A 25,732-nucleotide genomic window follows, 5' to 3' on the forward strand; every position below is an offset into this window, starting at 1 on the left:
AAGACCTGATATGCAGGTCTTTTTTTGTTACATCTTATTTACTGTGAAGACAGATCGGCCAGTTTGTATTTCTGGGCATAATTATCGAAACATTTGAGATATGCAGCATCCTTCATGTGACGGACACTCTTCAGATACTCATGAGTATCGAATTCATCACTGTCAGTCTCGATCATGGCAACTGCTACGTTGGAACAGTGAGCTGCGATACGCTCCAGGTTAGTCAGCAGATCGTTGAATGCGAATCCCTGCTGGAATTCACAGGTTCCATCCTGCAGACGACCGATGTGGCGGGTCTTCAGTTCGTTGCAAAGAATACCGATCAACTCGCGCAGAGGCTCTACCTTAGCAGCCATCTCCAGATTATCTTCACAGAACGCATCAACGGTCAGATCAACCACTTCCTGAACTGCACTCTGAAGAATGCGGATCTCGTCCTGAGCGGATGGAGAGAAGGTGATCTTCTTCTCGGACAGCTCACTGGCAACTTTGGAAATATTGACTGCATGGTCACCCAGACGCTCAAAGTCACTTAAAGTATGCAGAAACTTGGACACCTGCTGGGTCTGCTGCGGAGACATGCTGTGTCCGGTCAGCTGCATAAGATAAGTGCCAAGCTTATCTTCGTATTTATCAATCAGGTTTTCCTTCTGTTGGATCTTATTATATTTATCCTGGGAATAATCCTTCAGCAGGGCAAATGCACGATTCAGATTCTTGCGGGCTTTTTTTGCCATACCGTTCATGGCGGTATGACTCTGGGTGATAGCCAGTGCCGGGTAAGCAAGGAAACGCTCCTCCAACAGATCAAAATCAGCCTGCTCTTCCAGGTCCTCCGGATCTTCTTTGATCAGCCAGAAGACCAGCTTCTCAATCTTGGAGATAAATGGTACCAGCACCAGGATGGTAGCCATACGGAAGACGCTGTTCATCAGGGCAACGGTTACCGGGCTCATGGTCAAATCCATAAATGAGAAGTGAACTACAGCGTTTACACTGTAGAACACGATGGACCAGAATACCATGCCGAATAAGTCATTCAGCAAGTAGATCAGGGCGGTACGCTTTCCGTTACGGTTGGTTCCGATGGAAGAGAGCAGTACCGGACATGCAGCACCGACACCGATACCCATGGTGATCGGGAGAGCAGCTGCAAAGCTGATGCTTCCGGTTACGGATAGTGCCTGCAGAATACCGACGGATGCAGAAGCACTCTGGAGAACTGCAGTAAACAGAATACCTACAATGATACCCATGAACGGGTTTTCAAAGGTGGTAAGCAGATTTACAAAATGCGGGTTCTCTTTCAGAGGGGATACGGCGCCACTCATGGTCTGCATACCGACCATCAGGATGGCAAAACCAAGCATGATGTCGCCCACATTTTTATAGGTTGTCTTTTTGACAAACATCTTGAAGATGATACCAATGATAGCAACAATGGCTGAAATAGTTGCGGTGGACAGAAGCTGTGCAATTCCACTGGAACCCTCAATGTAGGACAGACACAGGATCCAGCCGGTGACGCTGGTACCGATATTGGCACCCATGATGATACCGATGGCCTGGGATACCTTCATCATACCAGAGTTTACGAATCCGACTACCATAACAGTGGTTGCGGATGAAGACTGGATAATGGCGGTTACTGCGGTTCCGAGAAGCAGTCCCTTGATAGGAGTGCTGGTAAGCTTGTACAATACAAGCTCAAGTTTGTTTCCTGCCACACTTTTCAGGCCGTCTCCCATGAGAGACATACCGAAGAGGAATAATGCAACTCCGCTTAAAAGGGTCAGGATAATCATTATGCCATTCATATGTTTTTTCTTTCTCTCCTATGTGATTTTTACACGTACTTCATTATTATAAAACATTTTACACTGCTTTTACAATAATTTTACTCATTTTTATGGAAATAAACGAAAAAAACTGCCGGATAGGGACAAATTCATCCAAATCCGACAGTTAAAAGAGCTATTAAAGTTTTTGATTACAGATCTTTTCCGGTCAGCATTTTATATGCCTGCAGATATTTGTCGATGGTCTTATCTACGATTTCCTGCGGCAGAGTCCAGTTGTTGTCTGGATTTGCTTTGAGCCAGTCGCGGGCAAACTGTTTATCGAAGGACGGCTGACCATGTCCCGGCTCATAACCATCTGCCGGCCAGAAACGGGAGCTGTCCGGAGTGAGCATCTCGTCACCGATGACCAGATTACCTTCCTCGTCCAGACCAAATTCGAATTTGGTATCTGCAATGATAATTCCTTTGCTCAGTGCATATTCTGCACATTTTTTATAAAGAGCGATGGTATTGTCCCGAAGAAGCTCTGCATATTTCTGCCCTTTTCCTGGGAAATACTTTTCCAGATGAGCAATGCTCTGTTCAAAGGAGATGTTTTCGTCATGATCTCCAATCTCAGCCTTGGTGGACGGAGTGTAGATCGGCTCCGGAAGCTTGTCGGACTCTTTCAGACCTTCTGGAAGAGTAATACCACAGACGGTTCCGTTCTCTTTATAGCTTGCCCAGCCGCTTCCGGTGATGTATCCGCGGACGATACACTCGATCGGCAGCATCTGAAGCTTTTTACACATCATGGATTTGCCTTCGTATTTGGGCTGCTGGAAAAATTCCGGCATATCTTTTACATCAACAGAGATCATATGGTTCGGAAGAATATCCTTGGTCATGTCGAACCAGAACTTGGACATCTGGGTCAGGACAGTACCTTTTTTGGTCACTTCATTATGAAGGATCACATCAAAACAGCTGATGCGATCTGTGGCAACCATGATCAGACTGTCGCCGTTATCATAGATCTCACGTACTTTACCTTCTTTGATCGGTTTTAATTCCTGCATGCTTTCACACCTCTTCGTTTGTGTTATCAATAATCACCGTAAACGTATCATTATTGGACCATGACTGTCAATCAACTTTTTTTAATAAGTCTTCATAAGCAGAAATGGAAAATAAAGTTAAAACAAACTAACTTATAAAATGCGAATGTTAGTATGGAACACAAAAAACACAAACTAGATATTGTGTATTGTAATAAAAAAACTGGAAAAATATACTTGGTATTGCAATTCTAAATGCGAGTGTTATAATTTCAACTGGATTATTATTGTCAGAAATGAGTTGTATATAGCTAACAATATACAACTGCTATATTTGGCAGATAATGAAAATATATGTCAGGAGGTATTGTTGATGAAAGACTGGAAACAGTGGGATGGTTTTGAAGGCCGTCAATGGAAGGAAGAAATCAATGTAAGAGACTTCATCCAGAAGAACTACACACCATATGATGGGGATGAATCCTTTTTGGAAGGAGCAACGGAAGCAACAGATAAGCTTTGGGGAATCCTTCAGGGACTGCAGAAAGAGGAGCGTGCAAAAGGCGGCGTTCTGGATATGGATACGGATATTGTGTCCGGTATCACTTCACATGGTGCAGGATATCTTGGCGAGGATACGAAGGAGCTGGAGCAGGTTGTTGGTCTGCAGACAGATAAGCCTCTGAAGCGTGCATTCATGCCATATGGAGGAATCAAGATGGCTGAGCAGGCATGCCAGACCAATGGCTTTGAACCGAGCCCGGAGCTTCACAAGATCTTTACAGAATACTGCAGAACTCATAACCAGGGCGTATTCGATGCTTACACACCGGAGATGAAGAAAGCACGTCACAACAAGATTATCACCGGACTTCCGGATACTTATGGAAGAGGCCGTATTGTAGGTGATTATCGCCGTGTGGCTCTGTATGGAATTGATTTTCTGATGGAGAAGAAGGCGGAAGACTTTGCAAACTGCGGAGATGGAACCATGACCGATGATGTGATCCGTCAGAGAGAAGAGATCAGCAGACAGTATCAGGCACTTGGACAGATGAAGAAGATGGCTGAAATATATGGATACGATATTTCCGAACCGGCAAAAACTGCAAAAGAAGCAGTTCAGTGGCTGTATTTTGGATATCTGGCAGCTGTAAAGACCCAGAACGGAGCAGCTATGAGTGTTGGCCGTGTATCCACTTTCCTTGATATTTATATTCAGAGAGATCTGGAAAATGGAACTATCACTGAGAAAGAGGCACAGGAGCTGATCGATCATTTCGTAATGAAGCTTCGTATGGTAAAATTCGCAAGAATCCCGTCCTACAATCAGCTGTTCTCCGGTGACCCGGTATGGGCAACGCTGGAAGTTGGCGGAATCGGCGTAGACGGACGTTCCATGGTAACCAAGAACGATTTCCGTTTCCTGCATACTCTGGTAAATATGGGACCGAGCCCGGAGCCGAACCTGACCGTTCTGTATTCCTCCAAGCTGCCGGAGAATTTCAAAAAGTTCGCAGCAGACATTTCCATCTGTACCAGCTCTGTGCAGTATGAGAATGACGATGTGATGAAGCCGGTATGGGGCGATGATTACTCTATCTGCTGCTGTGTATCTGCAACACAGACAGGTAAAGAGATGCAGTTCTTCGGAGCAAGAGCAAACCTGGCAAAATGCCTGATGTATGCCATCAATGGCGGTGTGGATGTGAAGACCAGAGAACAGGTGGGACCGGCATATAAACCGATCATTTCCGAGTACCTGGATTATGACGAAGTCGTTGCCAAATATGATGTAATGATGGACTGGCTGGCAGGACTGTATGTAAATGTACTGAACCTGATCCAGTATATGCATGACAAATATTACTATGAGGCAGCTGAGATGGCTCTGATTGATACCGATGTCAGAAGAACCTTTGCTACCGGTATTGCAGGATTCTCCCATGTAGTTGACTCTTTGAGTGCCATCAAATATGCAAAAGTAAAATGCGTTCGTGACGAGACTGGTATTGTTGTTGATTACGAGACCGAGGGAGATTTCCCAAGATACGGCAATGATGATGACAGAGCAGATGATATTGCAGTATGGCTTCTGAAGACCTTCCTTGACAAGATCAAGAAGCATCACACCTATCGTGATTCTGAGCCGACTACCTCTATTCTGACCATTACTTCCAATGTGGTATACGGCAAGGCAACTGGAAGCATGCCGGATGGAAGAAAAGCAGGTGAACCGCTGTCCCCGGGAGCAAATCCGAGCTACGGTGCAGAGAAGAACGGTCTTCTGGCTTCCCTTAACTCTGTTGCAAAACTTCCTTATGAATGGGCATTGGACGGAATCTCCAATACTCAGACCATCAACCCGGATGCACTGGGCCACAGCGAGGAAGAGCGCGTGAACAATCTGGTACAGGTTATGGACGGATACTTTGATCAGGGTGCACATCACCTGAATGTCAATGTATTTGGAAAAGAGAAACTGATCGATGCGATGGAACATCCGGAGAAAGAAGAGTATGCAAACTTCACCATCCGCGTGTCCGGCTACGCTGTAAAATTCATCGACCTTACCAGAGAACAGCAGATGGATGTTATCTCGAGAACCTGCCATACTGCTATGTAAGGAATGACGGATATGACAGATACGGCATTGACGGGACAGGTACATTCTCTGGAGACCTTCGGCCTGGTGGATGGTCCGGGAGTCCGGTGCGTGGTATTTTTGCAGGGCTGTAAGATGCGATGCAGATACTGTCACAATCCGGAGACCTGGAGTCAGCAGGGCGGTGAGACCTGGACGGCAGAAGATCTGTTCCGGAAAGTGTACCGCTATCGAAATTACTGGGGAAAGGACGGGGGACTCACAGTCAGTGGTGGGGAGCCCCTTCTCCAGATGGAATTTGTAACTGAATTTTTTAATCTGGCAAAGAAAAAGCAGGTGAATACCGCACTTGATACTTCCGGCAACAGTTTTTGCCTGGAATCATCTTATCTGGAACGATTTGACAGACTGATGGATCTGACGGATCTGTTTCTGCTGGATATCAAGGCAGTGGACGCCTCTCTTCACAAACAGTTGACTGGACAGGATAACGCAGGAATCCTGGCACTGGCTCACTACCTGGCGGATCATGGGAAATCCTTGTGGATCCGAAGGGTACTGGTGCCGGGGCTTACGGATTCTGAAGAGGATCTGACGGCTCTTCGGGATCTGGCAAGATCCTTGCCGACCCTGAAACGGTTGGAAGTTCTTCCTTATCATACACTGGGAACGTTCAAATGGGAGAAGCTTGGCATTCCCTACTCGCTGGAAGGTACACCGGTGCCAACCAAAGAGCAGGTGGCACAGGCCGAAGCAATCCTGGAAGTGAACAAGTATCAATAAAGACTCTTATCAATAAAATTCTTCAACAGGAGGTGCCAAACAGTGCCTCCTGTTGCATTTTTAATGAAAGAATTTTTACTGTTAGATATAACTAAAAAAATTAACGAGAACTTTTTTCAATAAAGTGAGTTAAGGGTGGAATTTTGTCGGATGAGAACGTATAATGCTGGAAAACAAAACAACTGGAGGTAAATATCATGAAAAACATTTTTAGTAGTATTGACTGGAAGAAGACTGGATTATTTGCAGCAGGTGTTGCATTTGGAACCGCAGGCATTAAAGTTCTCTCCAGCGATGATGCAAAGAAAGTATATACCAACTGTACCGCAGCTGTTCTTCGCGCAAAGGATTGTGTAATGAAGACAGCTACTACCATTCAGGAGAACGCAGAGGATATCTATGCAGAAGCTGTTCAGATTAACGAGGACAGAGCAGCAGAAGAAGATGCAAAAGTAGAAGAGTCTCTGGATGAAGAAGTATCTGCTGATGAAGAGGGTGCAGAATAAGCATTATGAAATTCATAATCAAACATGAGATCAGGGGCCGCATTCGTATACATGCGGCCCAAAGTCGGATGAGCGCTGTTCAGGCAGATACACTTGCATATTATGTAGGAAAGCTTGAAGGCGTGACTTCTGTAAAAGTGCAGGAACGTGTACAGGACGCAGTGATCTGTTATACCGGAGACCGAGAGACACTGATCCTGGCGTTGCGGCAGTTCGCTTATGAGAATGTGGAAGTTCCGGAGCAGGTACTGGCAAGCTCCAGCCGCGCACTGAACAGTGAATACTGGGAGAAGCTGGTGACGGCCGTGGTCTTAAGAGCCGGAAGCAAGATGTTCCTGCCTTATTCCATCCGTTCTGTGATAGCAGCAGTAAAATCTGTAAAATATCTGTGGCATGGAATCTGCACACTGGCACACGGCAAGCTGGAAGTTCCGGTACTGGATGGAACAGCCATCGGTGTATCTGTGTTCCGTGGCGATATGGAGACTGCATCTTCCGTGATGTTCCTTCTGGGAATCGGTGAGATCCTGGAGGAATGGACCCACAAGAAATCTGTGGCAGATCTGGCGCGGAGCATGTCTCTTCACGTAGAGAAGGTATGGCTGCAGCGTGACGGACAGGAGATTCTTGTTCCATCTGAACAGATTGAACCGGGCGATAAAGTTGTTGTCCGCATGGGCAACATGGTTCCGTTTGACGGTGTAGTTGTAACTGGTGACGGTATGGTCAACCAAGCCTCTATGACTGGTGAATCCATCCCGGTTCATAAGAGCGAAGGAAGCACTGTCTATGCAGGAACTGTTCTGGAAGAAGGCGAGTTGACCGTTCTGGTCCGTGAAGTGACTGGTTCTGGAAAATTTGATAAAATCGTATCTATGATCGAAGAGTCTCAGAAACTGAAATCCTCTATGGAAGGAAAAGCAGAGCACCTGGCAGATCGTCTGGTGCCGTATACACTGGGCGGAACAGCATTGGTCTATCTGTTGACCAGAAATGTGACCAAGGCACTGGCGGTACTGATGGTAGATTTTTCCTGTGCACTGAAGCTTGCTATGCCAATCTCAGTACTGTCAGCTATCAGAGAGGCAGGAACCTATGATGTGACCGTTAAAGGAGGCAGATATCTGGAAGCCATTGCAGAGGCAGATACCATCGTCTTTGATAAGACCGGTACTCTGACCAAGGCAAAACCGACGGTTGTGGATGTGGTTCCATTCGTGGATGAAGACCCCGACGAACTGCTTCGTCTGGCAGCCTGTATGGAAGAGCATTTTCCACACTCTATGGCAAAAGCGGTTGTAGAAGCAGCGAAAGTAAGAGGGCTGTCCCATGATGAGCGTCATGCAAAGGTGGAGTATGTGGTGGCGCATGGCATTTCTACCACGATCGAAGGCAAGAAAGCTGTGATCGGAAGCCAGCATTTTGTATTTGAAGATGAGAAATGTGTGATCCCGGAGGGCATGCAGGAGAGATTCGATGCAGTTCCGGAGGAATATTCTCATCTGTACCTGGCGGTGGAAGGCAGGCTGGTAGCAATCATCTGTATTGAAGACCCGCTGCGTCCGGAAGCTGTTGATGTAATCCAGGGCCTTAAGAAAGCAGGTATCAGCAAAGTAGTCATGATGACTGGAGACAGTGACCGTACCGCTCGTGCCGTGGCTTCAAAAGTAGGCGTGGATGAGTATTATTCTGAGGTCCTGCCAGAAGACAAGGCATCTTTTGTAGATAAGGAACGCTCTGCTGGAAGAAAGGTTATCATGATCGGGGATGGTATCAATGATTCACCGGCATTGTCCGCGGCTGATGTTGGAATTGCTATCAGTGATGGCGCGGAAATTGCCAGAGAGATTGCGGATGTGACCATCAGCGCAGACAATCTGGAAGAACTGGTGAAGTTAAAACAGATCAGCAATGGACTGATAAAACGGATCCATCAGAATTACCGTGTGATCGTAGGATTCAATATGGGTCTGATCATTCTGGGCGTTGCAGGTATCCTCCAGCCGACCACATCCGCATTGTTCCACAATACTTCTACACTGTTGATCAGTTTGAAGAGTATGACGGATCTGCTCCCGGAAGTGTAAAATCGATAATGAATCAAATATAAAATAAGCAAGAAGAACTGTTGGGGTGGACTTGACAGTTCTTTTTGTATATTCTGCAAAATATTTTTTGACAAAAAAAACACAAGGCTCTATAATAAAGACAGATTTGGGCATATAAGCAATAAGGAGGACTCAGAATGGAAGAGAGACAGATCTCAAAAGCGGTAATCAAACGGCTTCCGAGATATTACCGATATCTTGGCGAGATGCTGAATAATGGAGTCGAGCGCATTTCTTCCGGTGAGCTGAGCACGAAAATGCAGGTGACGGCATCTCAGATCAGGCAGGATCTGAACAATTTTGGCGGATTTGGACAGCAGGGATATGGATATAATGTGAAATTCCTGTACGATGAGATCGGCAAGATTCTGGGTGTGGACAAGAAGCATCCTATGATCATTATTGGTGGTGGTAATTTCGGACATGCTCTGGCAAACTATGATTTTGAAAAGAACGGATTTATCACAAAGGCAATCTTTGATGTTCGTCCCAGCCTGGTAGGAACTGATGTGCGTGGTATTCCGGTACTGATGATGGATGAGCTGGAAGATTTTGTGGCTCGTGAGCATATTGAGATTGCAGTACTGACGCTTCCGAAGGATCGTGTGGCAGAGACGGCTGACCGTCTGGTTCGCTGTGGAATCAAGGCATTGTGGAACTTTGCACATCTGGATCTGAAAGTTCCGGATGATGTGGTAGTGGAAAATGTTCATCTGGTAGACAGTCTGATGCAGTTATCTTATCGAATCAGCAGCTATGAAAATGAACACAAAAAGGAAGAAGTATAAGGAACGAGGGTCTGTTATTGTATACAGACCCTTTTGCTCATTTAGTTAAAATGAAAGAGTATAGAAACGTAGATCAGAAGATTCTGGAAAAACTTCCTGAAAGACCGAAAAGGTCTCATAAAGGAATGTTTGGAAAAGCACTGTGTATGGCGGGAAGTGTTAACATGGCAGGCGCAGCATATTTGTGCGCGGGAGCAGTGTATCGAAGCGGTGCAGGTCTGGTGAGGATCCTGACACCGGAAGAAAACCGGGTGATCCTGCAGACACTTCTGCCTGAAGCAGTGATGACTACTTTTGAGCAGGATGAACGGGAAGCGCTGGATAACATACTGGAAGAAGCACTTTCCTGGGCGACAGTGGCAGCCATTGGTCCAGGGCTTGGAAGAAAGCCATGGGCATATCACATGATGAAGCTGACGCTTCAGAAATTTCACGGGCCGCTGGTGATCGATGCGGATGCGCTTAATATTCTGTCAGAACATATGGAATGGCTGGAACAGCATGAAGGAGATGTGATCCTGACCCCTCATGTAGGGGAATTTTCTCGACTGACAGGTGTGGAATCCCGGGAAATCAGTAAAGATATTTCAGGATGGGCTGCTGCTTTTGCAAGAGAACATCATTGCATCTGCATTCTGAAGGATGCACCCTCCGCAGCAGCACTGCCAGATGGAACTTGTTATGTGAACACTACAGGCAACAGTGGAATGTCCACCGGAGGAAGCGGCGATGTGTTGACGGGAATTCTGACAGGCCTGCTGGCTCAGAAAGTTGATCCTTCAGATGCAGCGCTTCTGGGCATGTGGCTTCACGGAAGAGCCGGGGATCTGGCGATGGAGCAGGAAGGCGTATATGGTCTTCTGGCAAGGCATCTGCTGGAGTATCTGCCCGGTGCTATGAAGAAAGCATAAGTCCGGACAGATGAAAGGCAGATTTAAAATATAGGCGACAAAAGGAGAATGATACAATGAAACATTACATGAGAGTATGTGCAGAGATCAATCTGGATGCAGTGGCATATAATTTTAAAAGCATGAAGGATAATCTGACGCCGGGAACGAAGATGGTGGCTGTTGTGAAGACAGATGGTTATGGGCATGGTGCGGTGCCGATCGCTCAGATGGTGGAGGCATATGATTATATCTGGGGATATGCAGTGGCAACCATTGAGGAGGCGCTGCTGCTTCGCAAGGCAGGCATCACAAAACCAATCCTGATCCTTGGATTTGTATTCCCGGATGCCTATGAAGAAGTGGTGAAATACGATATCCGTCCGGCAGTATTTAAGCTGTCCATGGCCCGTCAGCTTTCTGAAGAAGCTGTCCGCCAGGGTAAGACCGTCCATGTACATATTAAAGTAGATACTGGTATGTCCCGTATTGGATTTAAAGATAATGCTGAGAGTGCTGATATTGTGAAAGAGATCAGCCAGCTGCCCAATCTGGATACAGAAGGACTGTTTACTCATTTTGCCAGAGCAGATGAAACAGATAAGACACCGGCAGAGGTACAGTTAAGTCGTTATCTTGCATTCAGCAGACTTCTGGAGGACAGAGGTGTGAATATCACGCTCCATCACTGTTCCAACAGTGCAGGTATCTTCGATCTGAAGCAGGCAAACCTTGATATGGTCCGTGCGGGAGTATCGATCTATGGCATGTACCCGTCTGATGAAGTTAATAAGTTTGCAGTGCCGATCACACCGGTACTGTCTTTGAAGAGCCATATTGTCTATATCAAAGAGCTGGAGGCTGGTGCGGCTGTCAGCTATGGAGGTACCTTTGTAGCTGAGAAAACCATGAAGGTGGCAACGGTTCCGGTGGGATACGGCGATGGATATCCGAGATCCCTGTCCAATAAGGGCTGGGTACTGATCCGCGGACAGAAAGCTCCGATTCTTGGAAGAGTCTGCATGGACCAGATGATGGTGGATGTATCTGTTATTCCGGAAGTGAAAGAAGGAGATCAGGTAACACTGATCGGCTCTGACGGCGGACAGGAGATCACGATGGAGGATCTGGGAGACCTGTCTGGAAGATTTAACTATGAACTTGCCTGCGACCTTGGAAAACGGGTTCCGCGTCGGTTCTGGAAAGACGGCAGGATCGTAGCTACACAGGATTATTTTTCATATACTGGAATAGAATAGAAATAGACAGGAAATACTCTGACTGCAAAATAAAACAGATCGGAGTGAAGAAAATTGATGATCAGACGCGGTGATGTCTACTATGCAGATCTCAGACCGGTGATCGGTTCCGAGCAGGGTGGGATCAGACCAGTCCTTATCATTCAGAATGATGTGGGCAACCGTCACAGCCCAACTGTGATCTGTGCGGCGATCACTTCAAAGATGAATAAGGCGAAGCTTCCTACCCATGTGGAACTGGACGCAGAAATCTGTCATATGGTGAAGGATTCAGTGATCCTGTTGGAGCAGCTGCGTACTATTGATAAAAAGAGACTGAGGGATAAAGTGTGTCATTTGGATGGAATTATCATAAAAAAAATCGATGATGCGCTGAAAATCAGCCTGGAGTTGGATACATAGACCTTGCAAAGAAGAAATCAAGATGTTACAATGTATCTTTAGGAACAAAAGAGTAGTAAAGGAGAGTTATATTTATGTCAGGACATTCAAAGTTCGCCAACATAAAACATAAAAAGGAGAAAAACGACGCTGCAAAGGGTAAGGTTTTTACCATTATCGGCCGTGAGATTGCCGTTGCAGTCAAAGAGGGCGGTCCGGATCCGAACAACAACAGCCGTCTTCGCGATGTTATTGCAAAAGCAAAAGCAAATAACATGCCTAATGATACGATTGACCGTGGTATCAAGCGTGCAGCAGGAGATGCGAATGCCGTTAACTACGAGCACGTTACATATGAAGGATATGGACCGAGCGGAATCGCTATTATTGTAGAAGCACTGACCGACAACAAGAACCGTACTGCTTCCAATGTACGTAACGCATTTACCAAAGGAAACGGAAGTCTGGGAACCAGTGGCTGTGTATCCTATATGTTCGATCAGAAGGGACAGATCATCATTGACCGCGAAGAGTGTGATATGGATGCTGACGATCTGATGATGATGGCTCTGGATGCAGGCGCAGAGGATTTCTCAGAGGAAGAGGACAGCTTCGAGATTCTTACTTCCCCGGATGATTTCTCAAAAGTCCGCGAGACACTGGAGAAGGAAGGCATTCCGATGGCTGAGGCTGAGATCACCATGATTCCGCAGAATTATGTGACTCTGAGTGATGAAAACGATATTAAATTCTTAAACCGTACACTGGATCTGCTGGATGAGGATGATGACGTTCAGGCAGTCTACCACAACTGGGATGAGTAAAATCTATGTTTAAAGAAGGAATATGCCCGTGCTGCCATGAGAAGATCCAGGTTCCGGAAGACAGGGATCAGATCATCTGCATGTTCTGCGGAAAAGAGATTTCCGTGGAGGAAGCACTGGAAAAACAGAAGAGTAAGATCCGTAAAGTATCGCAGGAAGAGTATGATCAGTATATGGATACAGCAAAAGCTGTTCTTGAGAAGCTGATCAGGGAGTGTGATAATCCTATGCAGAATTTCAGAAAGAACCTGTATGAGGGTGCTTTCAATGATTTCTGCAGTATCAACAGACCACTGTTTGAGGCAGTGGATATGATCTGCGGCAATGCAGAGGATGCAGACGGTGTGACAACTGAACTGACAGATCATTTGATAAATGCTGCAAAAGAGGAACTGGCAGGTGTGAAGTTCAAAGGTCATAAGAACCAGAAGCAGATGGACTATAATTTTCTGCTGAGTATTTATCTGGTGCCGTCGGCGGTGAAATATCCGGGTGAGTATTCAGAGCAATTTGCAGATCATCTGCTGGCAGACTGGAATCAGGCATTTGGAACCAATCTTGGGAAAGCTACCTATGAGGGAATTGCAGGCGGCTTCCGCAGAAAACTGTGTTATGTGACTACGGCTGTGTGCGAGGGCCTTGGAAAAGGAACCGACTGCTATGAGCTGAACGTTCTGAAACGTTATAGAGATGAGTATCTGGAGCATGCCAAGGGCGGCCATGAGCTTGTGGAAGAGTACTATGACATTGCACCGACCATCGTAAAACGTATGGAAAAAGAAGCGGATAAAGAGCAGATTTACAGAGCGTTGTATGAGGACTATCTGATGCCCTGCATCAGAAAGATCGAAGCGCAGGAATACGAAGAATGTCGTGATCTTTATGAATCTATGGTGGAAACACTCAAAGTAAAATATTTGATGTAAAAAACTGCCGTGGGGAAGATGCTCCACGGCAGTTCTGATATAAAACAAAAGGATCAAGGAGGATTTTACGAATGAGTAAAGAGTTCAGACCAGATACCATCTGCGTACAGGCAGGATGGAAACCAAAGAAAGGTGAGCCGAGAGTACTGCCGATCTATCAGAGCACGACATTTAAGTATGATACGACGGAAGAAATGGGCAGATTGTTTGCACTGGAGGAAGATGGATATTTCTACAGCAGACTTCAGAACCCGACCAACGATGCGGTAGCAGAGAAAATCTGTGAACTTGAGGGCGGTGTAGCTGCCATGCTCACATCTTCCGGTCAGGCAGCGAACTTCTATACGATCGCTAATTTGTGCCAGGCAGGGGATCACATTGTGTGTTCTGCAAAAGTATACGGGGGAACCTTTAATCTGTATGCAGCAACTATCCATAAAATGGGGATGGAGTGTACGTTTGTAGATCCGGATGCTCCGGCAGAAGAGATTGACAAGGCATTTCGTCCGAATACCAAGGCTGTGGTAGGTGAGACCATTGCAAATCCGGCTCTGACAATTCTGGATATTGAGAAGTTCGCAAAACTGGCTCATGCTCATGGCGTACCTCTGATCGTAGATAATACGTTTGCAACACCCATCAACTGCAGACCATTTGAGCACGGGGCGGATATTGTTACTCATTCCACCAGTAAATACATGGATGGACATGCCATGGCACTGGGCGGATGTATTGTGGACAGCGGTAATTTTGACTGGAATGCTCATGCTGAAAAATTCCCGGGTCTGACTACTCCGGACGAGACCTATCATGGTGTTGTCTATACAGAACGGTTTGGCAAGAAAGCATTTATCACCAAGGCAACTGCACAGCTTATGAGAGATCTGGGAAGTATTCCATCTCCGATGAATTCCTTCCTACTGAATGTGGGTCTTGAGACATTGCCTCTGCGTGTGGAAAAGCATTGCAGCAATGCAAAGAAGGTTGCAGAATTTCTGAAGAATCATGAGAAAGTGGAATTCGTAAACTGTGGTATGCTGGAAGGTGACCGTTATTATGAAGTCGCTCAGAAGTATATGCCAAACGGAACCTGCGGTGTTCTCTCCTTTGGTCTGAAAGGAACCAAGGAAGATGCAGTTCGTTTCATGGACAGCCTGAAGCTTTGTGCGATCGTGACTCATGTGGCGGATGCCCGTACCTGTGTACTTCATCCGGCAAGCCATACCCATCGTCAGATGAATGAGGAGCAGCTAAGAGAAGCGGGAGTGACCCCTGGCATGATCCGTCTGTCTGTGGGAATCGAGAATCCACAGGATATCATTGATGATTTGGCACAGGCTCTTGCAAATGTATAAATCAAATACAATTTTATAAGGATACATAGAAGACCGGTTTTTCTGGCATACTGAGAAAAAGTATGGCAGAAAGGCTGGTTTTTTATATGGCAGAAAATCAAGATGAACTGGAAAAATACGGACAGCCGGAGCAAAGAAGGAGAGAGGAATCTTCTCCGATCCAGCTGCTCACGATCATCGGAGAAGTAGAAGGGCATGAATGTCTGGCCGCAAACAGTAAGACAACCAAATATGAGCATGTGATTCCTATGCTGGCGGCAGTGGAGGAAAATCCACAGATCCGGGGGCTGCTGGTGCTGATCAATACGGTAGGCGGTGATGTGGAGAGTGGACTTGCCATTGCCGAGATGATCGCATCCATCAGTAAGCCCTCGGTGTCCCTGGTTCTGGGAGGCAGTCATTCGATTGGTGTTCCGTTGGCGGTGTCCACGGACTACTCCTTTATTGTACCGACAGGAACGATGATGATTCATCCGGTCCGGATGAATGGTCTGATCATAGGGGTGGCACAGACTTTTGAATATTTTCAGAAGATTCAGGACCGGATCGCCGGATTTATCACAGATCATAGTCGGATTTCCAAAGCGCGTCTGATGCAGCTGATGCTGGAAACCGGGGAACTGACCAAAGATGTGGGAAGTGTGCTGGTAGGTGAACAGGCAGTTTCCGAAGGGCTGATCGATGAGCTGGGTGGAATCCATGATGCTTATGACAAATTGTATAAAATGCTGGATTTGACAGAAACAAAATAAATAAAATTAACACTGAAAAGAGGTCAATATGACAGCTCCGGGATTCTTCCCGGAGCTTTTTTTCAGGCATTCTTAAGATTTCTGAAGAATTTCCAAAGTCGGTATTTTTGCGAAAAAAGTATGGTAATGTATAAAAGCTACTTGAATTGTTGTTTACAAAACAAGATGCATATGTTATTATACTAAGCACTTAATACAATAATTAAATAGCACAAAAAAGGAGGCGTAAGTAATTGATAGAACCGTTGATCAGGGTCAGAGATCTTTGCAAAGTATATAATCCGGGGGAAAATGAAGTGCGTGCTCTGGATCATGTAGATCTGAGCATCGACAAGGGAGAACTGGTAGGTATTATCGGACATTCGGGATCTGGTAAATCTACACTGATGAATATGCTTGGATGTCTGGATGTTCCAACGTCCGGCAATTATTATTTGAATGGTAAAGACGTGTCAAATATGACGGATGATGAACTGTCGGATGTGAGAAATGTGGAGATTGGATTTATCTTTCAAGGATTTAATCTGATTCCCAATCTGACTGCCAAGGAGAATGTGGAATTGCCATTAATCTACAGAGGTGTTTCAAAGAAGGAAAGGGAAGACCTGGCAGTGGAGTCGTTGAAAGCCGTGGGACTGGAACATCGGATGGATCACAAGCCAAGCGAGATGTCAGGAGGACAGCAGCAGCGAGTAGCTATTGCCAGAGCCATTGCGGCCAGACCGCCGGTGATACTGGCAGATGAGCCAACCGGGAATCTGGATTCCCGTTCTACACAGGAAATCATGGAAGTGTTAAAGGAACTTCACCGAAGCGGACGGACTGTGATCCTGATCACTCATGACGATGAGATTGCCGCACAGGTGAATCGGGTGATCCGGATCAAGGATGGAAAAGTAGAAGCAGACTTTATGAACAAGCAGACAGGAGAGAAATACAATGCATAAATTTTGGAAAAGGAAGAAAGAACAGAGCGAGAACACGACAGAGCTTGTAAAGGCAGAACTGACACCACAACAGAAGAAAAAGAGAAAGAAGCGGATCATCGGAGGTGTGATCGCTGCCGTACTGGTGTTATTTATTGTAAGCCGGGTACTGACACCGGCAGCACTTCCGGTGGTCATGGTGCGAAGTACCGAGAAAGGAACCGTGAAACAGACCATAGACACCAGCGGTACGGTAAAGACCGAACAGCAGAAGACCTATTTTTCACCATTAGCTGCCAAAGTAGAAGTATGTAAGGTGCAGGAAGGCGATGCAGTAGAGGCCGGACAGGTATTGCTGACCTATGATGCGCAGGATCTGGAAAACCGGAAGAAAGAAGCAGCGCTGCAGAACGACGAAGCATATTATGGATATCAGAACACGATGGATAAGAACAGCAAAGATACTTCTGAGTACAGCCGTTCCAGCCATGATGTGGAGATTCTGGAGCAGCAGGTGGAGAATGCGAAAGCAGAGGTCCGTGCGTTGAAACAATATCTGACGGATATGGGATGTTTTTTGAGAGAAGCACAGAATGACAATCACAAAAATCTGGCAGAAGAATATCAGGCCAAGATCGATCAGGCAACCAATCAGTTGGCTGTGAAGGAGGAGGAACTGGCAGAATTTCAGAGTGATCTGTCTGAACAGAAAGGAATCAAAAATTCTACAGAAAGTACGATGATGACAGCAGACGCAAAAAAACAGGCAGAAGCTTCCAAAGAGCTGCAGGCGCTGAAGTCTGCCGAGGTGACCGATGCGGTGGCACAGGTCAGTGATGGTATCAAAGCCGACTTTGCAGGTATTGTGACTGGTGTCAAAGCTGTGGATGGCAGCAACGTGGAAAATGGCGGAGAACTTTTTACCGTCAGCAGTATCGAGAAGGTGTGTGTGGATGTTTCGTTTAGTAAAAGTGATCTGGAAAAGATAGAAGAAGGCCAGAAAGCTGTTGCGACTATCGCAGGAAAACAGTATGAAGGAACTGTTACAAGAATCAGTCGTGCAGCTGCCAAGAATGAAAAAGGTGCATCGATCATTCAGGGTGAGATCCATATCGATAACCCGGATACAGACCTCTATCTGGGTGTGGATGCCAGGGTGATGGTGGAAGGCAACAAGGCAGAAAATGTTGTGGTGATCCCCGTTGAAGCAATCAATATCGGTAAGGATGGAAGTTTTGTCTATGTGGTAACAGATGGCATGGTTCAGAAGCGGATGGTGACAGCAGGAATCTCTTCAGATGAGTATACAGAGATCAAGAAGGGTCTGGAAGTCGGAGAACAGGTGATCATCAGTGTGGATGCCGGCATCGAAGAGGGCATGGCAGTCAATTCGGTGGAGGGTTGAGTATGGGACAGCTCTGGGAATATGTAAAAATGGCTTTGGCCAATATTCGCATGAACAGAGGTCGGTCGTTCCTGACTATGCTGGGCATTATTATTGGGGTATCATCGGTGATTCTGATCATGTCGGTGGGAAATGGAGCCAGGATGGAGATGGAGCAGGAGCTGACAGCTGTGGCAGGCGGACAAATCTATATCTATGTCAACAGTAATCTGGAAGAAGTGCCGGTGATCACCGAAGCGGACCGGGAGGCAATCCGTATGCTGGATGGAGTGAAAGGCTGTACTTCTACGGCAGGAAATATGCTGAATAGTGTTACAACAGGAAAAGGAACCTTTGATGCGATCGTGAATTATGCTGATCCAGATGATGAGTTTTCAAATAATTCTGTTATGGCCTGCGGACATTGGTACACCTGGGATGATTTTTACGCAGGAAATGATGTGGCTGTGATCAGCGAAGCAGATGCTGTCCGTATGTTTGGGACTACAGATGTGATCGGGCTGACCTTTGAAATGGATGATGGAGATGTTATTAAAAATATGAGAATCGTTGGTGTGAAGAAATCTATAGATGGTGCTTTTGTGGCAACCGGATATGGGGATGCTTATCTGGACATCAATGTACCTTATACTTCGGATTCTTACTGGGCACAGTTTAATGATTTTGATAATGTCTATGTGTTTTCACAGAACAGTTCCGGCACGAAGGAGATTGCACAGGAGGTAAAGAGCCTGCTTGAAGCCCGTCACGGAATGACCGGTCAGGATGCTTTCCTGATCGAAGACTTTGAAAGCCAGATGGCTTCAGTGATGCAGGTGCTCAGTATGATCACCATCTTTATTATGCTGGTGGCGGCTATTTCCCTGCTGGTAGGAGGCATTGGTGTTATGAATATTATGCTGGTATCAGTGACAGAGAGGACTCGTGAGATCGGTATTCGAAAAGCATTGGGAGCCAGAACGAAATCCATTCTGGTTCAGTTTCTGGCGGAGTCAGCCATCATCACCGGTATTGGAGGCGTGATCGGTATTGTGCTGGGTATCGGTGGAGCTTATGCAATCTGTGCACTTCCTATGGTGGCTTTCTCTCCGTCTGTCAGTATGGCGACTGTGTTGACTGCAACCATATTTTCCTGTGGTGTCGGTATTTTCTTTGGCATCTATCCGGCCAGAAAAGCAGCGCATTTAAGTCCTATTGAGGCTTTGCGGAGAAATTAATAAAATGGGTTGCTCAAACCGTAAGAAAAGTATATGCTGATGGTAATGATATACGAAAAAAGGGGAGCAACAATAATGGAAAGAACAGAACGGGATACGCCGGAGCTTTTTTTGCATGAGATCCTGATCATGGGAGAACTGATGCAGACCTGCGGAGCAGAGGTGTTCCGGGTGGAAGATACTCTGGCACGAATGGGAAAAGCCTACGGTGTGGAGCGTATGAATGTGTTTGTGATCACTTCCAGTATTGTGATCACAATGGAATTAAAAGATGGAAGAGAACTGACCCAGACCCGCAGGGTCAGGAAAGCGGGAGGTAATGATTTTACCAGGCTGGAATGTCTCAATGTGCTGAGCCGGGAGTATTGTGAGGATCCATTTCCCGTAGGAGAACTTGGACGGAGGCTGGCGCAGATCCGCAAGATCAGGATCCCGCGACGGGAACGGTATGTAGGAAATATTCTGGCAGCATCAAGCTTTGCTGTGTTTTTTGGAGGTGGATGGAAAGATGCTTTGTTTTCCGGAATCTTTGCAGTGGCAATCAGCCTTTTGCAGGATTATGTGGAGTTGATCTGTATGAATACTATGGTATTTAATGTGATCGCTTCTTTCCTGACAGGAATCGGTATCCGGCTCATATGCCGGTTGGTGCCAGGGCTTGATATGGATATGATCATGATTGGTGATATTATGTTGTTGATTCCAGGTATTCCTATCACCAATGCGGTGAGAGATGTGCTGACCGGAGACACCATATCGGGAATCATGAGGTTTATTGAAGCTATGCTCTGGGCTGGATGTCTGGCATTTGGTTTTCTGAGCGCATTCTGGATTGTTGGAAAGGTGTGGTGATCGTATGGGAGAAATAGCTACATGGGGGAAGATGCTGCAGCTTTTGATGGCATTTTTTGGATCGGCCGGATTTGCGATCATGTTTCATCTTCGCAGAAATTTTCTGATGATCGCATCCTTTGGGGGACTGCTGACCTGGCTGGTGTATCTGATCTGTGCACCTGTCATGCCAGGATATTTCTTTCCATCTCTGGCGGCAAGTGCATTTGGTGCATTGTATGCGGAAGTGCTGGCGCGGTGGCTGAAAGCACCGTCCACATTATTCTTTATTGTGGCGATGATCCCGCTGATTCCGGGAAGTACATTATATTACAGTATGAGCTGTGCGGTGTACGGACAACTGGCACAGGCAAGTATCTATGGCTTACAGACCTTTCAGTGCGCACTTGGAATTGGTACAGGCATGAGCATTGTCTGGGCACTGTGTGATTTTTCAAGAAAAATGCAGGCGTGGTGGAAGGAACGCGAGTGACATGCAGAAAATATATACTTTGAATATCAAAGTATATTGACAGGACGCCACATATGTTATATACTTTGAAAGTCAAAATAATATTCAGAGGTGTATGACATATGTGGAGAGACAGAATCAATGTCCTGGATAAGAAGAGAAACAGAATTTTACAGGCGGGTGGAGCTGACCGTATTGAAAAGCAGCATAAGAGTGGAAAACTTACAGCCCGTGAAAGAATCGATATGCTTTTTGATCCAGGAACTTTTGTGGAAGTAGACAGTTTTATAGAATCAAGAATTGATGATTTTGGTCTGGATAAGAAGAGAGTGCCTGGAGATGGCGTAGTGACCGGATATGGTGAGATCAATGGACGTACAGTGTTCGTGTCTTCTGAGGACTTTACAGTTATCGGAGGATCACTGGGTGAATATCATTCCATGAAGATCGCCCGAATCCAGGATATGGCTTATGATATGAAGGCACCGATCATCATGATCAATGACAGTGGCGGAGCCCGTATCGAGGAGGGTATCGACTCTTTGAGCGGTTATGCAAATATTTTCCTGAGAAATACAAAAGCATCCGGCGTGATCCCGCAGATCGCAGTGATCGTAGGACCTTGTTCCGGCGGAGCATGCTATTCTCCGGCAATCTGCGATTACATTTTCATGGTAGATGATATCAGTAAAATGTTTATTACCGGACCGCAGGTAGTAAAGACTGTCGTAAATGAAGAATGTACAGTAGAAGAACTGGGAGGTGCGAAAGTGCATGCCACCAAGAGTGGTGTGACACATTTTACTTATCAGGATGAGACTTCCTGCTTTGAGGGAGTGAAACAGCTTCTGTCCTATCTGCCTGGCAGCTATCTGGAGAAGCCTCCGGTAAAGGAACTGGCCGATGAGACCAATGGAAAGAAATCACTGCTGTATGCACTGAATACACTGGTCAGAGGTAAAAAGATGGATACCCAGGACTATTGTGGAGAGCTGGTGGATATTGTGCCGGACAATTCCAGAAAGGCATATGATGTGCTGGAAGTGATCGAATGTATCTGCGATAAGGATAGTTTCCTGGAAGTTCAGAAGGATTTTGCAAAAAATATTGTAGTAGGATATGCAAGGATCAATGGAGAGAGCGTTGGCATCGTGGCAAATCAGCCGATGGTGCTGGCAGGAAGCCTTGATTATGATGCATCCGACAAGGCGGCAAGATTTATCCGTACTTGTGACTGCTATAATGTACCGTTGGTAGTGCTGGTAGATGTACCTGCATTTATGCCGGGAACTGCACAGGAACATAAAGGAATCATTCGCCACGGAGCCAAGATGCTGTATGCATTTTCTGAGGCAACTGTTCCGAAGATCTCTGTGATTATGAGAAAAGCATATGGTGGTGCTTATATTGCCATGAACAGTAAGAACATGGGAGCAGATCTGGTCTATGCCTGGCCGGGAGCAGAGATTGCTGTTATGGGAGCAGAAGGAGCTGTTAACATTGCGTTCCGTCGTGCCATCAATGAATCAGAAGACAAAGAAGCAACACGAGCACAGCTTGTTCAGGAATATAAAGACAAGTTCATGAATCCATATGTGGCAGCATCTCGTGGATTTGTTACGGAAGTTATTCGTCCGGATGAGACAAGAAGCCGTCTGAAAGCGGCATTAAAAATGCTCAAAAACAAGCAGGTAGCACCTGTTCCGAAAAAACATGGAAATATTCCATTGTAAAAGAGTGGAAAAAATTGGCATAAAAGACATGGAAATTCCATATAAAGATGTTTTGTGTAATAAAATAATTCTCAAAAATTAAAAATATATAAAAAAAATTAAAAAATTTAAAAATTATATTGTGCAAATGTGACAATAGGAACTGAGCACAACCTGTGGTATACTACAGTAGACAGCATAGGAAGAAAGGAGGAAAAAAGATGTTAAAGGATTTAACAAGTGAGAACCTGATCCGCCTTAATATCGAAGCTACAGACTGGGAAGATGCCGTACGTAAAGCTGCGCAGCCGCTTCTTGAGGCTGGCAAAGTAAAACAGTCCTATATCGATGATATTATCGTTGGAGCAAAGGAATCTGGTCCTTATTTTGTTCTTGCACAGCATGTGGCACTGCCGCACGCAAGACCGGAAGCTGGCGCACTTGAGAGTGCTATTGGCGTTGCAACACTTGCTACACCGGTTGAGTTTGGAAGCGAAGCGAACGATCCGGTTAAGTATCTGTTCTGTTTAAGCGCAAGAAACAATACTGAGCATCTTGACGCCCTGGCAGATCTGGCCGAGAGACTGGAAGACCAGGAGTTCTTCAAAATGTTGGATCAGGCAACCGACCCGAAAGAGGTTCTGGATTACCTGAGCAAGTAGTATCTACAAAACAAATTAATCAAGGAGGATTGGATTATGTACAAAGCATTAGTTTGCTGCCGTGCAGGCATGGGTTCCAGTATGCTGCTCAAGATCAAAGCTGATCAGGTTATCAATGAGAATAACTTCCCGATCAAGACTGAGCATGGTAACCTGGATTCTATCGTAGGTTTCACTGGAGACCTGGTTATCACTATGGATGACCTGGCTGGAGAGCTGAAGGACAAAGTTCCGTATGCGCTTGGTATCCGCAATATCGTAGATAAAGCAGAGATGAAAGCAAAACTGGAAGAGTTCCTTGCTACCAAACAGTAATCTTATTTTTGAATGAATACGGCGGCGCATCAGGCGCTGATCGTGATTTTATGTTAGGGGAGAAAATTTAATGTTAGATGCAATTTTAGCACAGTCACGTAATACGGCTCTTATTATGGGTCTTGTTGCACTGATCGGTCTGCTTCTTCAGAAGAAGAGTGCAGTAGATACTATCAGTGGAACTGTAAAAACAGTTATTGGATTCATGGTATTCAATATCGGATCCAATGCAATGTCCGCAGTAGTTAATGATTTTACAACCCTGTTCAACACCGCTTTCGGTATTGCAGGTGTTACAACTCAGGTTGAGCTTGCAACTGCTCTGGCTCTGGATACTTACGGAACCGAGGTTGCTCTGGTATTTGTTATCGGATTTATCATGAACCTTGTATTTGCAAAGTTCACACCGTTCAAATCTATTTTCCTTACCGGACAGCACTTCCTGTATTTCGCATGCGTTATCGCTCTGGTATTTATCGCTAACGATATGCCGATGGCTGTAACCGTAGTAGTTGGTGGTATCCTGCTTGGTTTCTGTGGTGCTGCACTGCCGACTCTGTGCCAGCGCTTCATGAAAGATCTGACCGGCGCAGATAACCTGTCTATGGGTCACTTCAACTGCCTTGGATATGCATTCTCCGGATATGTAGGATTACTGTTCGAGAAAGCTGGCGGAAACAAAGAGAAGAGTGACGCAAGCAACGTGAATATGCCGAAATTCTTTGAGCTGTTCAGAGACTTCGTATTCTCTGTAGCTCTGTTCATGGTAGTTCTGTTCTACATCGCAGTAATCGCTTGCGTTGTAAACGGACATATGGATGTTGTTCTTGAGAAATCCGGAAACAATATCTGGTTCATCTATCCGTTCCTGCAGGGTCTGCAGTTTGCGGCTGGTATGAGCGTTCTTATTTATGGTGTTCGTCAGTTCATCGCAGAGATCACCGCAGCATTCGTTGCAATCTCTGAGAAATACATCCCGAACTCCAAACCGGCAGTTGATTGTCCGGCTATCTTCCCGTTCGCACCGACTGCAGTATTGATCGGTTTTGTTGGATCTTTCCTTGGCGGACTTGTTGCTATGGCTATCATGGTTGCTATGCACAGCAGCACTATCATGATTCCGGCAGCTGGTATCTGCTTCTTCTCCGGCGGTACTTGTGGTGTATTCGGAAACATCCATGGTGGATGGAAAGGTGCACTTGTTGGTTCCTTTATCGTAGGTCTGGCTCTGACCGGTCTGCCTCTGATTCTGTATCCGGCATTTGCTGCTCTGGGAATTGCTGATGCTTCCTTCCCGAACGTTGACTATAACATTCTGGGTGCTGCACTGAACGCAATCCTTGGAATCTTTCACTAATTAAAACATTTGGGCGGGGGAACTAGGTTTTCCCTGCCCTTTTTTAGAGAGAAAAAGATGGAACTCAAAGAGTTATGGCGTAAACAAAAATTAAAAGGTGTGTTTGTCCAGACGGTGGACAGTCCTGCCATGCCGCTGATTGCACAGCAGGCTGGAATGGATTTTATCTTTTATGACTGCGAACATGGTTCTTTTACGTACGACAAGCTGACAAACCTGATCCTGCTTGGAAATGGAAGAGGTTTTCCTTCTATTGTAAGAGTGGCACAGCTTGCGCGGGCTGACGTGTCTGGGATTCTGGACTGTGGAGCCAGCGGAGTTATGGTACCTATGATGGAGACAAAAGAGCAGGCAGAGCAGTTTGTGGGCTGGAGTAAATATCCGCCGGAGGGGATCAGAAGCTATTCTGGTGGACCTCATACGGATTTTGGTCCAAGCGGAAATCATGAACATCGCATGAAAGAGATGAATCACCGTACAATGGCAATCGCACAGATTGAAACTGTCAAAGGTGTTGAAAATGTAGATGAGATCCTCAGCGTCAATGGTATTGACGCAGCAATTGTTGGCCCGTGTGATCTTGGTATTTCTATGGGAAATCCGGATAATGTCATGGACGAATGGGAACTGGCAATGATCCAGAAAGTAGCGGACTCCTGCAGAAAGCATGGAAAAGCATTCGGAATCATTGGAGGAAATCAGCTGCTCAAGCATTTTTATAAAGATGTCAATATTCTGGTTTCGGCAATTGATGCCCATATGCTCAGAGACTGTATGAAAAAAGCAGTAGAAGAGTATAACAATCTGGAAGAGTGACAG

24 protein-coding genes are annotated in these 25,732 nt (G+C 45.9%); 22 read left to right on the forward strand and 2 right to left on the reverse strand.

The window, feature by feature from the left end:
* Positions 1 to 38: 38 nt before the first annotated feature.
* Together WMO62_RS01195 and WMO62_RS01200 are read right to left on the reverse strand one after the other, a co-directional pair.
* Positions 39 to 1,817, reverse strand: coding sequence for a Na/Pi symporter (locus WMO62_RS01195; RefSeq protein WP_147600408.1), 1,779 nt, complete (start codon positions 1,815 to 1,817; stop codon positions 39 to 41).
* A 173-nt stretch (positions 1,818 to 1,990) separates the two neighbouring features.
* Positions 1,991 to 2,860: a phosphoribosylaminoimidazolesuccinocarboxamide synthase gene (locus WMO62_RS01200; RefSeq protein ID WP_117497876.1), complete on the reverse strand. Its 870-nt coding sequence runs from the start codon at positions 2,858 to 2,860 to the stop codon at positions 1,991 to 1,993.
* Positions 2,861 to 3,212: 352 nt separating this feature from the next.
* Here WMO62_RS01200 and pflB point away from each other — a divergent pair, with 352 nt between their 5' ends.
* The 22 genes from pflB to WMO62_RS01310 all read left to right on the forward strand — a co-directional run bounded on the left by pflB (position 3,213) and on the right by WMO62_RS01310 (position 25,729).
* A complete protein-coding gene (pflB, locus tag WMO62_RS01205; RefSeq protein WP_349143533.1) occupies positions 3,213 to 5,465 on the forward strand; it encodes a formate C-acetyltransferase in 2,253 nt (750 codons plus the stop codon).
* Positions 5,466 to 5,477: 12 nt separating this feature from the next.
* The gene (gene pflA, locus WMO62_RS01210; protein ID WP_349143534.1) at positions 5,478 to 6,227 is read left to right on the forward strand and encodes a pyruvate formate-lyase-activating protein; all 750 of its coding nucleotides are present in this window, start codon (positions 5,478 to 5,480) and stop codon (positions 6,225 to 6,227) included.
* Positions 6,228 to 6,424: 197 nt separating this feature from the next.
* Complete coding sequence (locus WMO62_RS01215) at positions 6,425 to 6,733, forward strand: DUF6110 family protein (RefSeq protein ID WP_349143535.1); 309 nt, start codon at positions 6,425 to 6,427, stop codon at positions 6,731 to 6,733.
* 5 nt (positions 6,734 to 6,738) lie between these two features.
* A complete protein-coding gene (locus WMO62_RS01220; RefSeq protein WP_349143536.1) occupies positions 6,739 to 8,820 on the forward strand; it encodes a heavy metal translocating P-type ATPase in 2,082 nt (693 codons plus the stop codon).
* Between the two features lie 158 nt (positions 8,821 to 8,978).
* Positions 8,979 to 9,629, forward strand: a complete 651-nt coding sequence (locus WMO62_RS01225) for a redox-sensing transcriptional repressor Rex (protein WP_349143537.1) — start codon at positions 8,979 to 8,981, stop codon at positions 9,627 to 9,629.
* A 17-nt stretch (positions 9,630 to 9,646) separates the two neighbouring features.
* A complete protein-coding gene (locus WMO62_RS01230) occupies positions 9,647 to 10,540 on the forward strand; it encodes an NAD(P)H-hydrate dehydratase (RefSeq protein WP_349143538.1) in 894 nt (297 codons plus the stop codon).
* 56 nt (positions 10,541 to 10,596) lie between these two features.
* Entirely contained in the window at positions 10,597 to 11,778 is a 1,182-nt protein-coding gene (gene alr, locus WMO62_RS01235; protein WP_349143539.1) for an alanine racemase, read from the forward strand.
* A 54-nt stretch (positions 11,779 to 11,832) separates the two neighbouring features.
* Positions 11,833 to 12,180 carry a type II toxin-antitoxin system PemK/MazF family toxin gene (locus tag WMO62_RS01240; RefSeq protein ID WP_117497892.1) on the forward strand — a complete coding sequence of 116 codons (348 nt, stop codon included), beginning with the start codon at positions 11,833 to 11,835 and terminating at the stop codon, positions 12,178 to 12,180.
* 74 nt (positions 12,181 to 12,254) lie between these two features.
* A complete protein-coding gene (locus tag WMO62_RS01245; RefSeq protein WP_117497894.1) occupies positions 12,255 to 12,983 on the forward strand; it encodes a YebC/PmpR family DNA-binding transcriptional regulator in 729 nt (242 codons plus the stop codon).
* 5 nt (positions 12,984 to 12,988) lie between these two features.
* Complete coding sequence (locus WMO62_RS01250) at positions 12,989 to 13,909, forward strand: CFI-box-CTERM domain-containing protein (RefSeq protein ID WP_117497896.1); 921 nt, start codon at positions 12,989 to 12,991, stop codon at positions 13,907 to 13,909.
* 71 nt (positions 13,910 to 13,980) lie between these two features.
* On the forward strand, positions 13,981 to 15,264 hold the full coding sequence (locus WMO62_RS01255; protein ID WP_117497898.1) for an O-acetylhomoserine aminocarboxypropyltransferase/cysteine synthase family protein: 1,284 nt from the start codon (positions 13,981 to 13,983) through the stop codon (positions 15,262 to 15,264).
* 86 nt (positions 15,265 to 15,350) lie between these two features.
* Positions 15,351 to 16,016, forward strand: a complete 666-nt coding sequence (locus WMO62_RS01260; protein ID WP_349143540.1) for a ClpP family protease — start codon at positions 15,351 to 15,353, stop codon at positions 16,014 to 16,016.
* Positions 16,017 to 16,252: 236 nt separating this feature from the next.
* Positions 16,253 to 16,963 (forward strand): ATP-binding cassette domain-containing protein, encoded by a 711-nt coding sequence (locus WMO62_RS01265; RefSeq protein ID WP_147600998.1) that lies wholly within the window; start codon positions 16,253 to 16,255, stop codon positions 16,961 to 16,963.
* Complete coding sequence (locus WMO62_RS01270) at positions 16,956 to 18,347, forward strand: efflux RND transporter periplasmic adaptor subunit (protein WP_349143541.1); 1,392 nt, start codon at positions 16,956 to 16,958, stop codon at positions 18,345 to 18,347. The genes WMO62_RS01265 and WMO62_RS01270 overlap by 8 nt, the downstream gene beginning before the upstream one ends.
* A 2-nt stretch (positions 18,348 to 18,349) precedes the next feature.
* Positions 18,350 to 19,564, forward strand: a complete 1,215-nt coding sequence (locus WMO62_RS01275; RefSeq protein ID WP_349143542.1) for an ABC transporter permease — start codon at positions 18,350 to 18,352, stop codon at positions 19,562 to 19,564.
* A gap of 75 nt (positions 19,565 to 19,639) precedes the next feature.
* Positions 19,640 to 20,416: a threonine/serine exporter family protein gene (locus WMO62_RS01280; RefSeq protein ID WP_349143543.1), complete on the forward strand. Its 777-nt coding sequence runs from the start codon at positions 19,640 to 19,642 to the stop codon at positions 20,414 to 20,416.
* A gap of 4 nt (positions 20,417 to 20,420) precedes the next feature.
* Positions 20,421 to 20,888: a threonine/serine exporter family protein gene (locus tag WMO62_RS01285; protein WP_349143544.1), complete on the forward strand. Its 468-nt coding sequence runs from the start codon at positions 20,421 to 20,423 to the stop codon at positions 20,886 to 20,888.
* Between the two features lie 101 nt (positions 20,889 to 20,989).
* On the forward strand, positions 20,990 to 22,600 hold the full coding sequence (locus tag WMO62_RS01290) for a carboxyl transferase domain-containing protein (protein WP_147600416.1): 1,611 nt from the start codon (positions 20,990 to 20,992) through the stop codon (positions 22,598 to 22,600).
* A 200-nt stretch (positions 22,601 to 22,800) separates the two neighbouring features.
* Entirely contained in the window at positions 22,801 to 23,241 is a 441-nt protein-coding gene (locus WMO62_RS01295) for a PTS sugar transporter subunit IIA (protein WP_117497909.1), read from the forward strand.
* Positions 23,242 to 23,277: 36 nt separating this feature from the next.
* Positions 23,278 to 23,556, forward strand: a complete 279-nt coding sequence (locus WMO62_RS01300; protein WP_117497911.1) for a PTS sugar transporter subunit IIB — start codon at positions 23,278 to 23,280, stop codon at positions 23,554 to 23,556.
* A 70-nt stretch (positions 23,557 to 23,626) separates the two neighbouring features.
* A complete protein-coding gene (gene ulaA, locus WMO62_RS01305; RefSeq protein WP_147600417.1) occupies positions 23,627 to 24,913 on the forward strand; it encodes a PTS ascorbate transporter subunit IIC in 1,287 nt (428 codons plus the stop codon).
* A 57-nt stretch (positions 24,914 to 24,970) separates the two neighbouring features.
* Complete coding sequence (locus WMO62_RS01310; RefSeq protein WP_349143545.1) at positions 24,971 to 25,729, forward strand: HpcH/HpaI aldolase family protein; 759 nt, start codon at positions 24,971 to 24,973, stop codon at positions 25,727 to 25,729.
* Positions 25,730 to 25,732: the final 3 nt, after the last annotated feature.

The organism is Hominiventricola aquisgranensis (assembly GCF_040096225.1).
GTDB classification, from domain to species: domain Bacteria; phylum Bacillota; class Clostridia; order Lachnospirales; family Lachnospiraceae; genus Hominiventricola; species Hominiventricola aquisgranensis.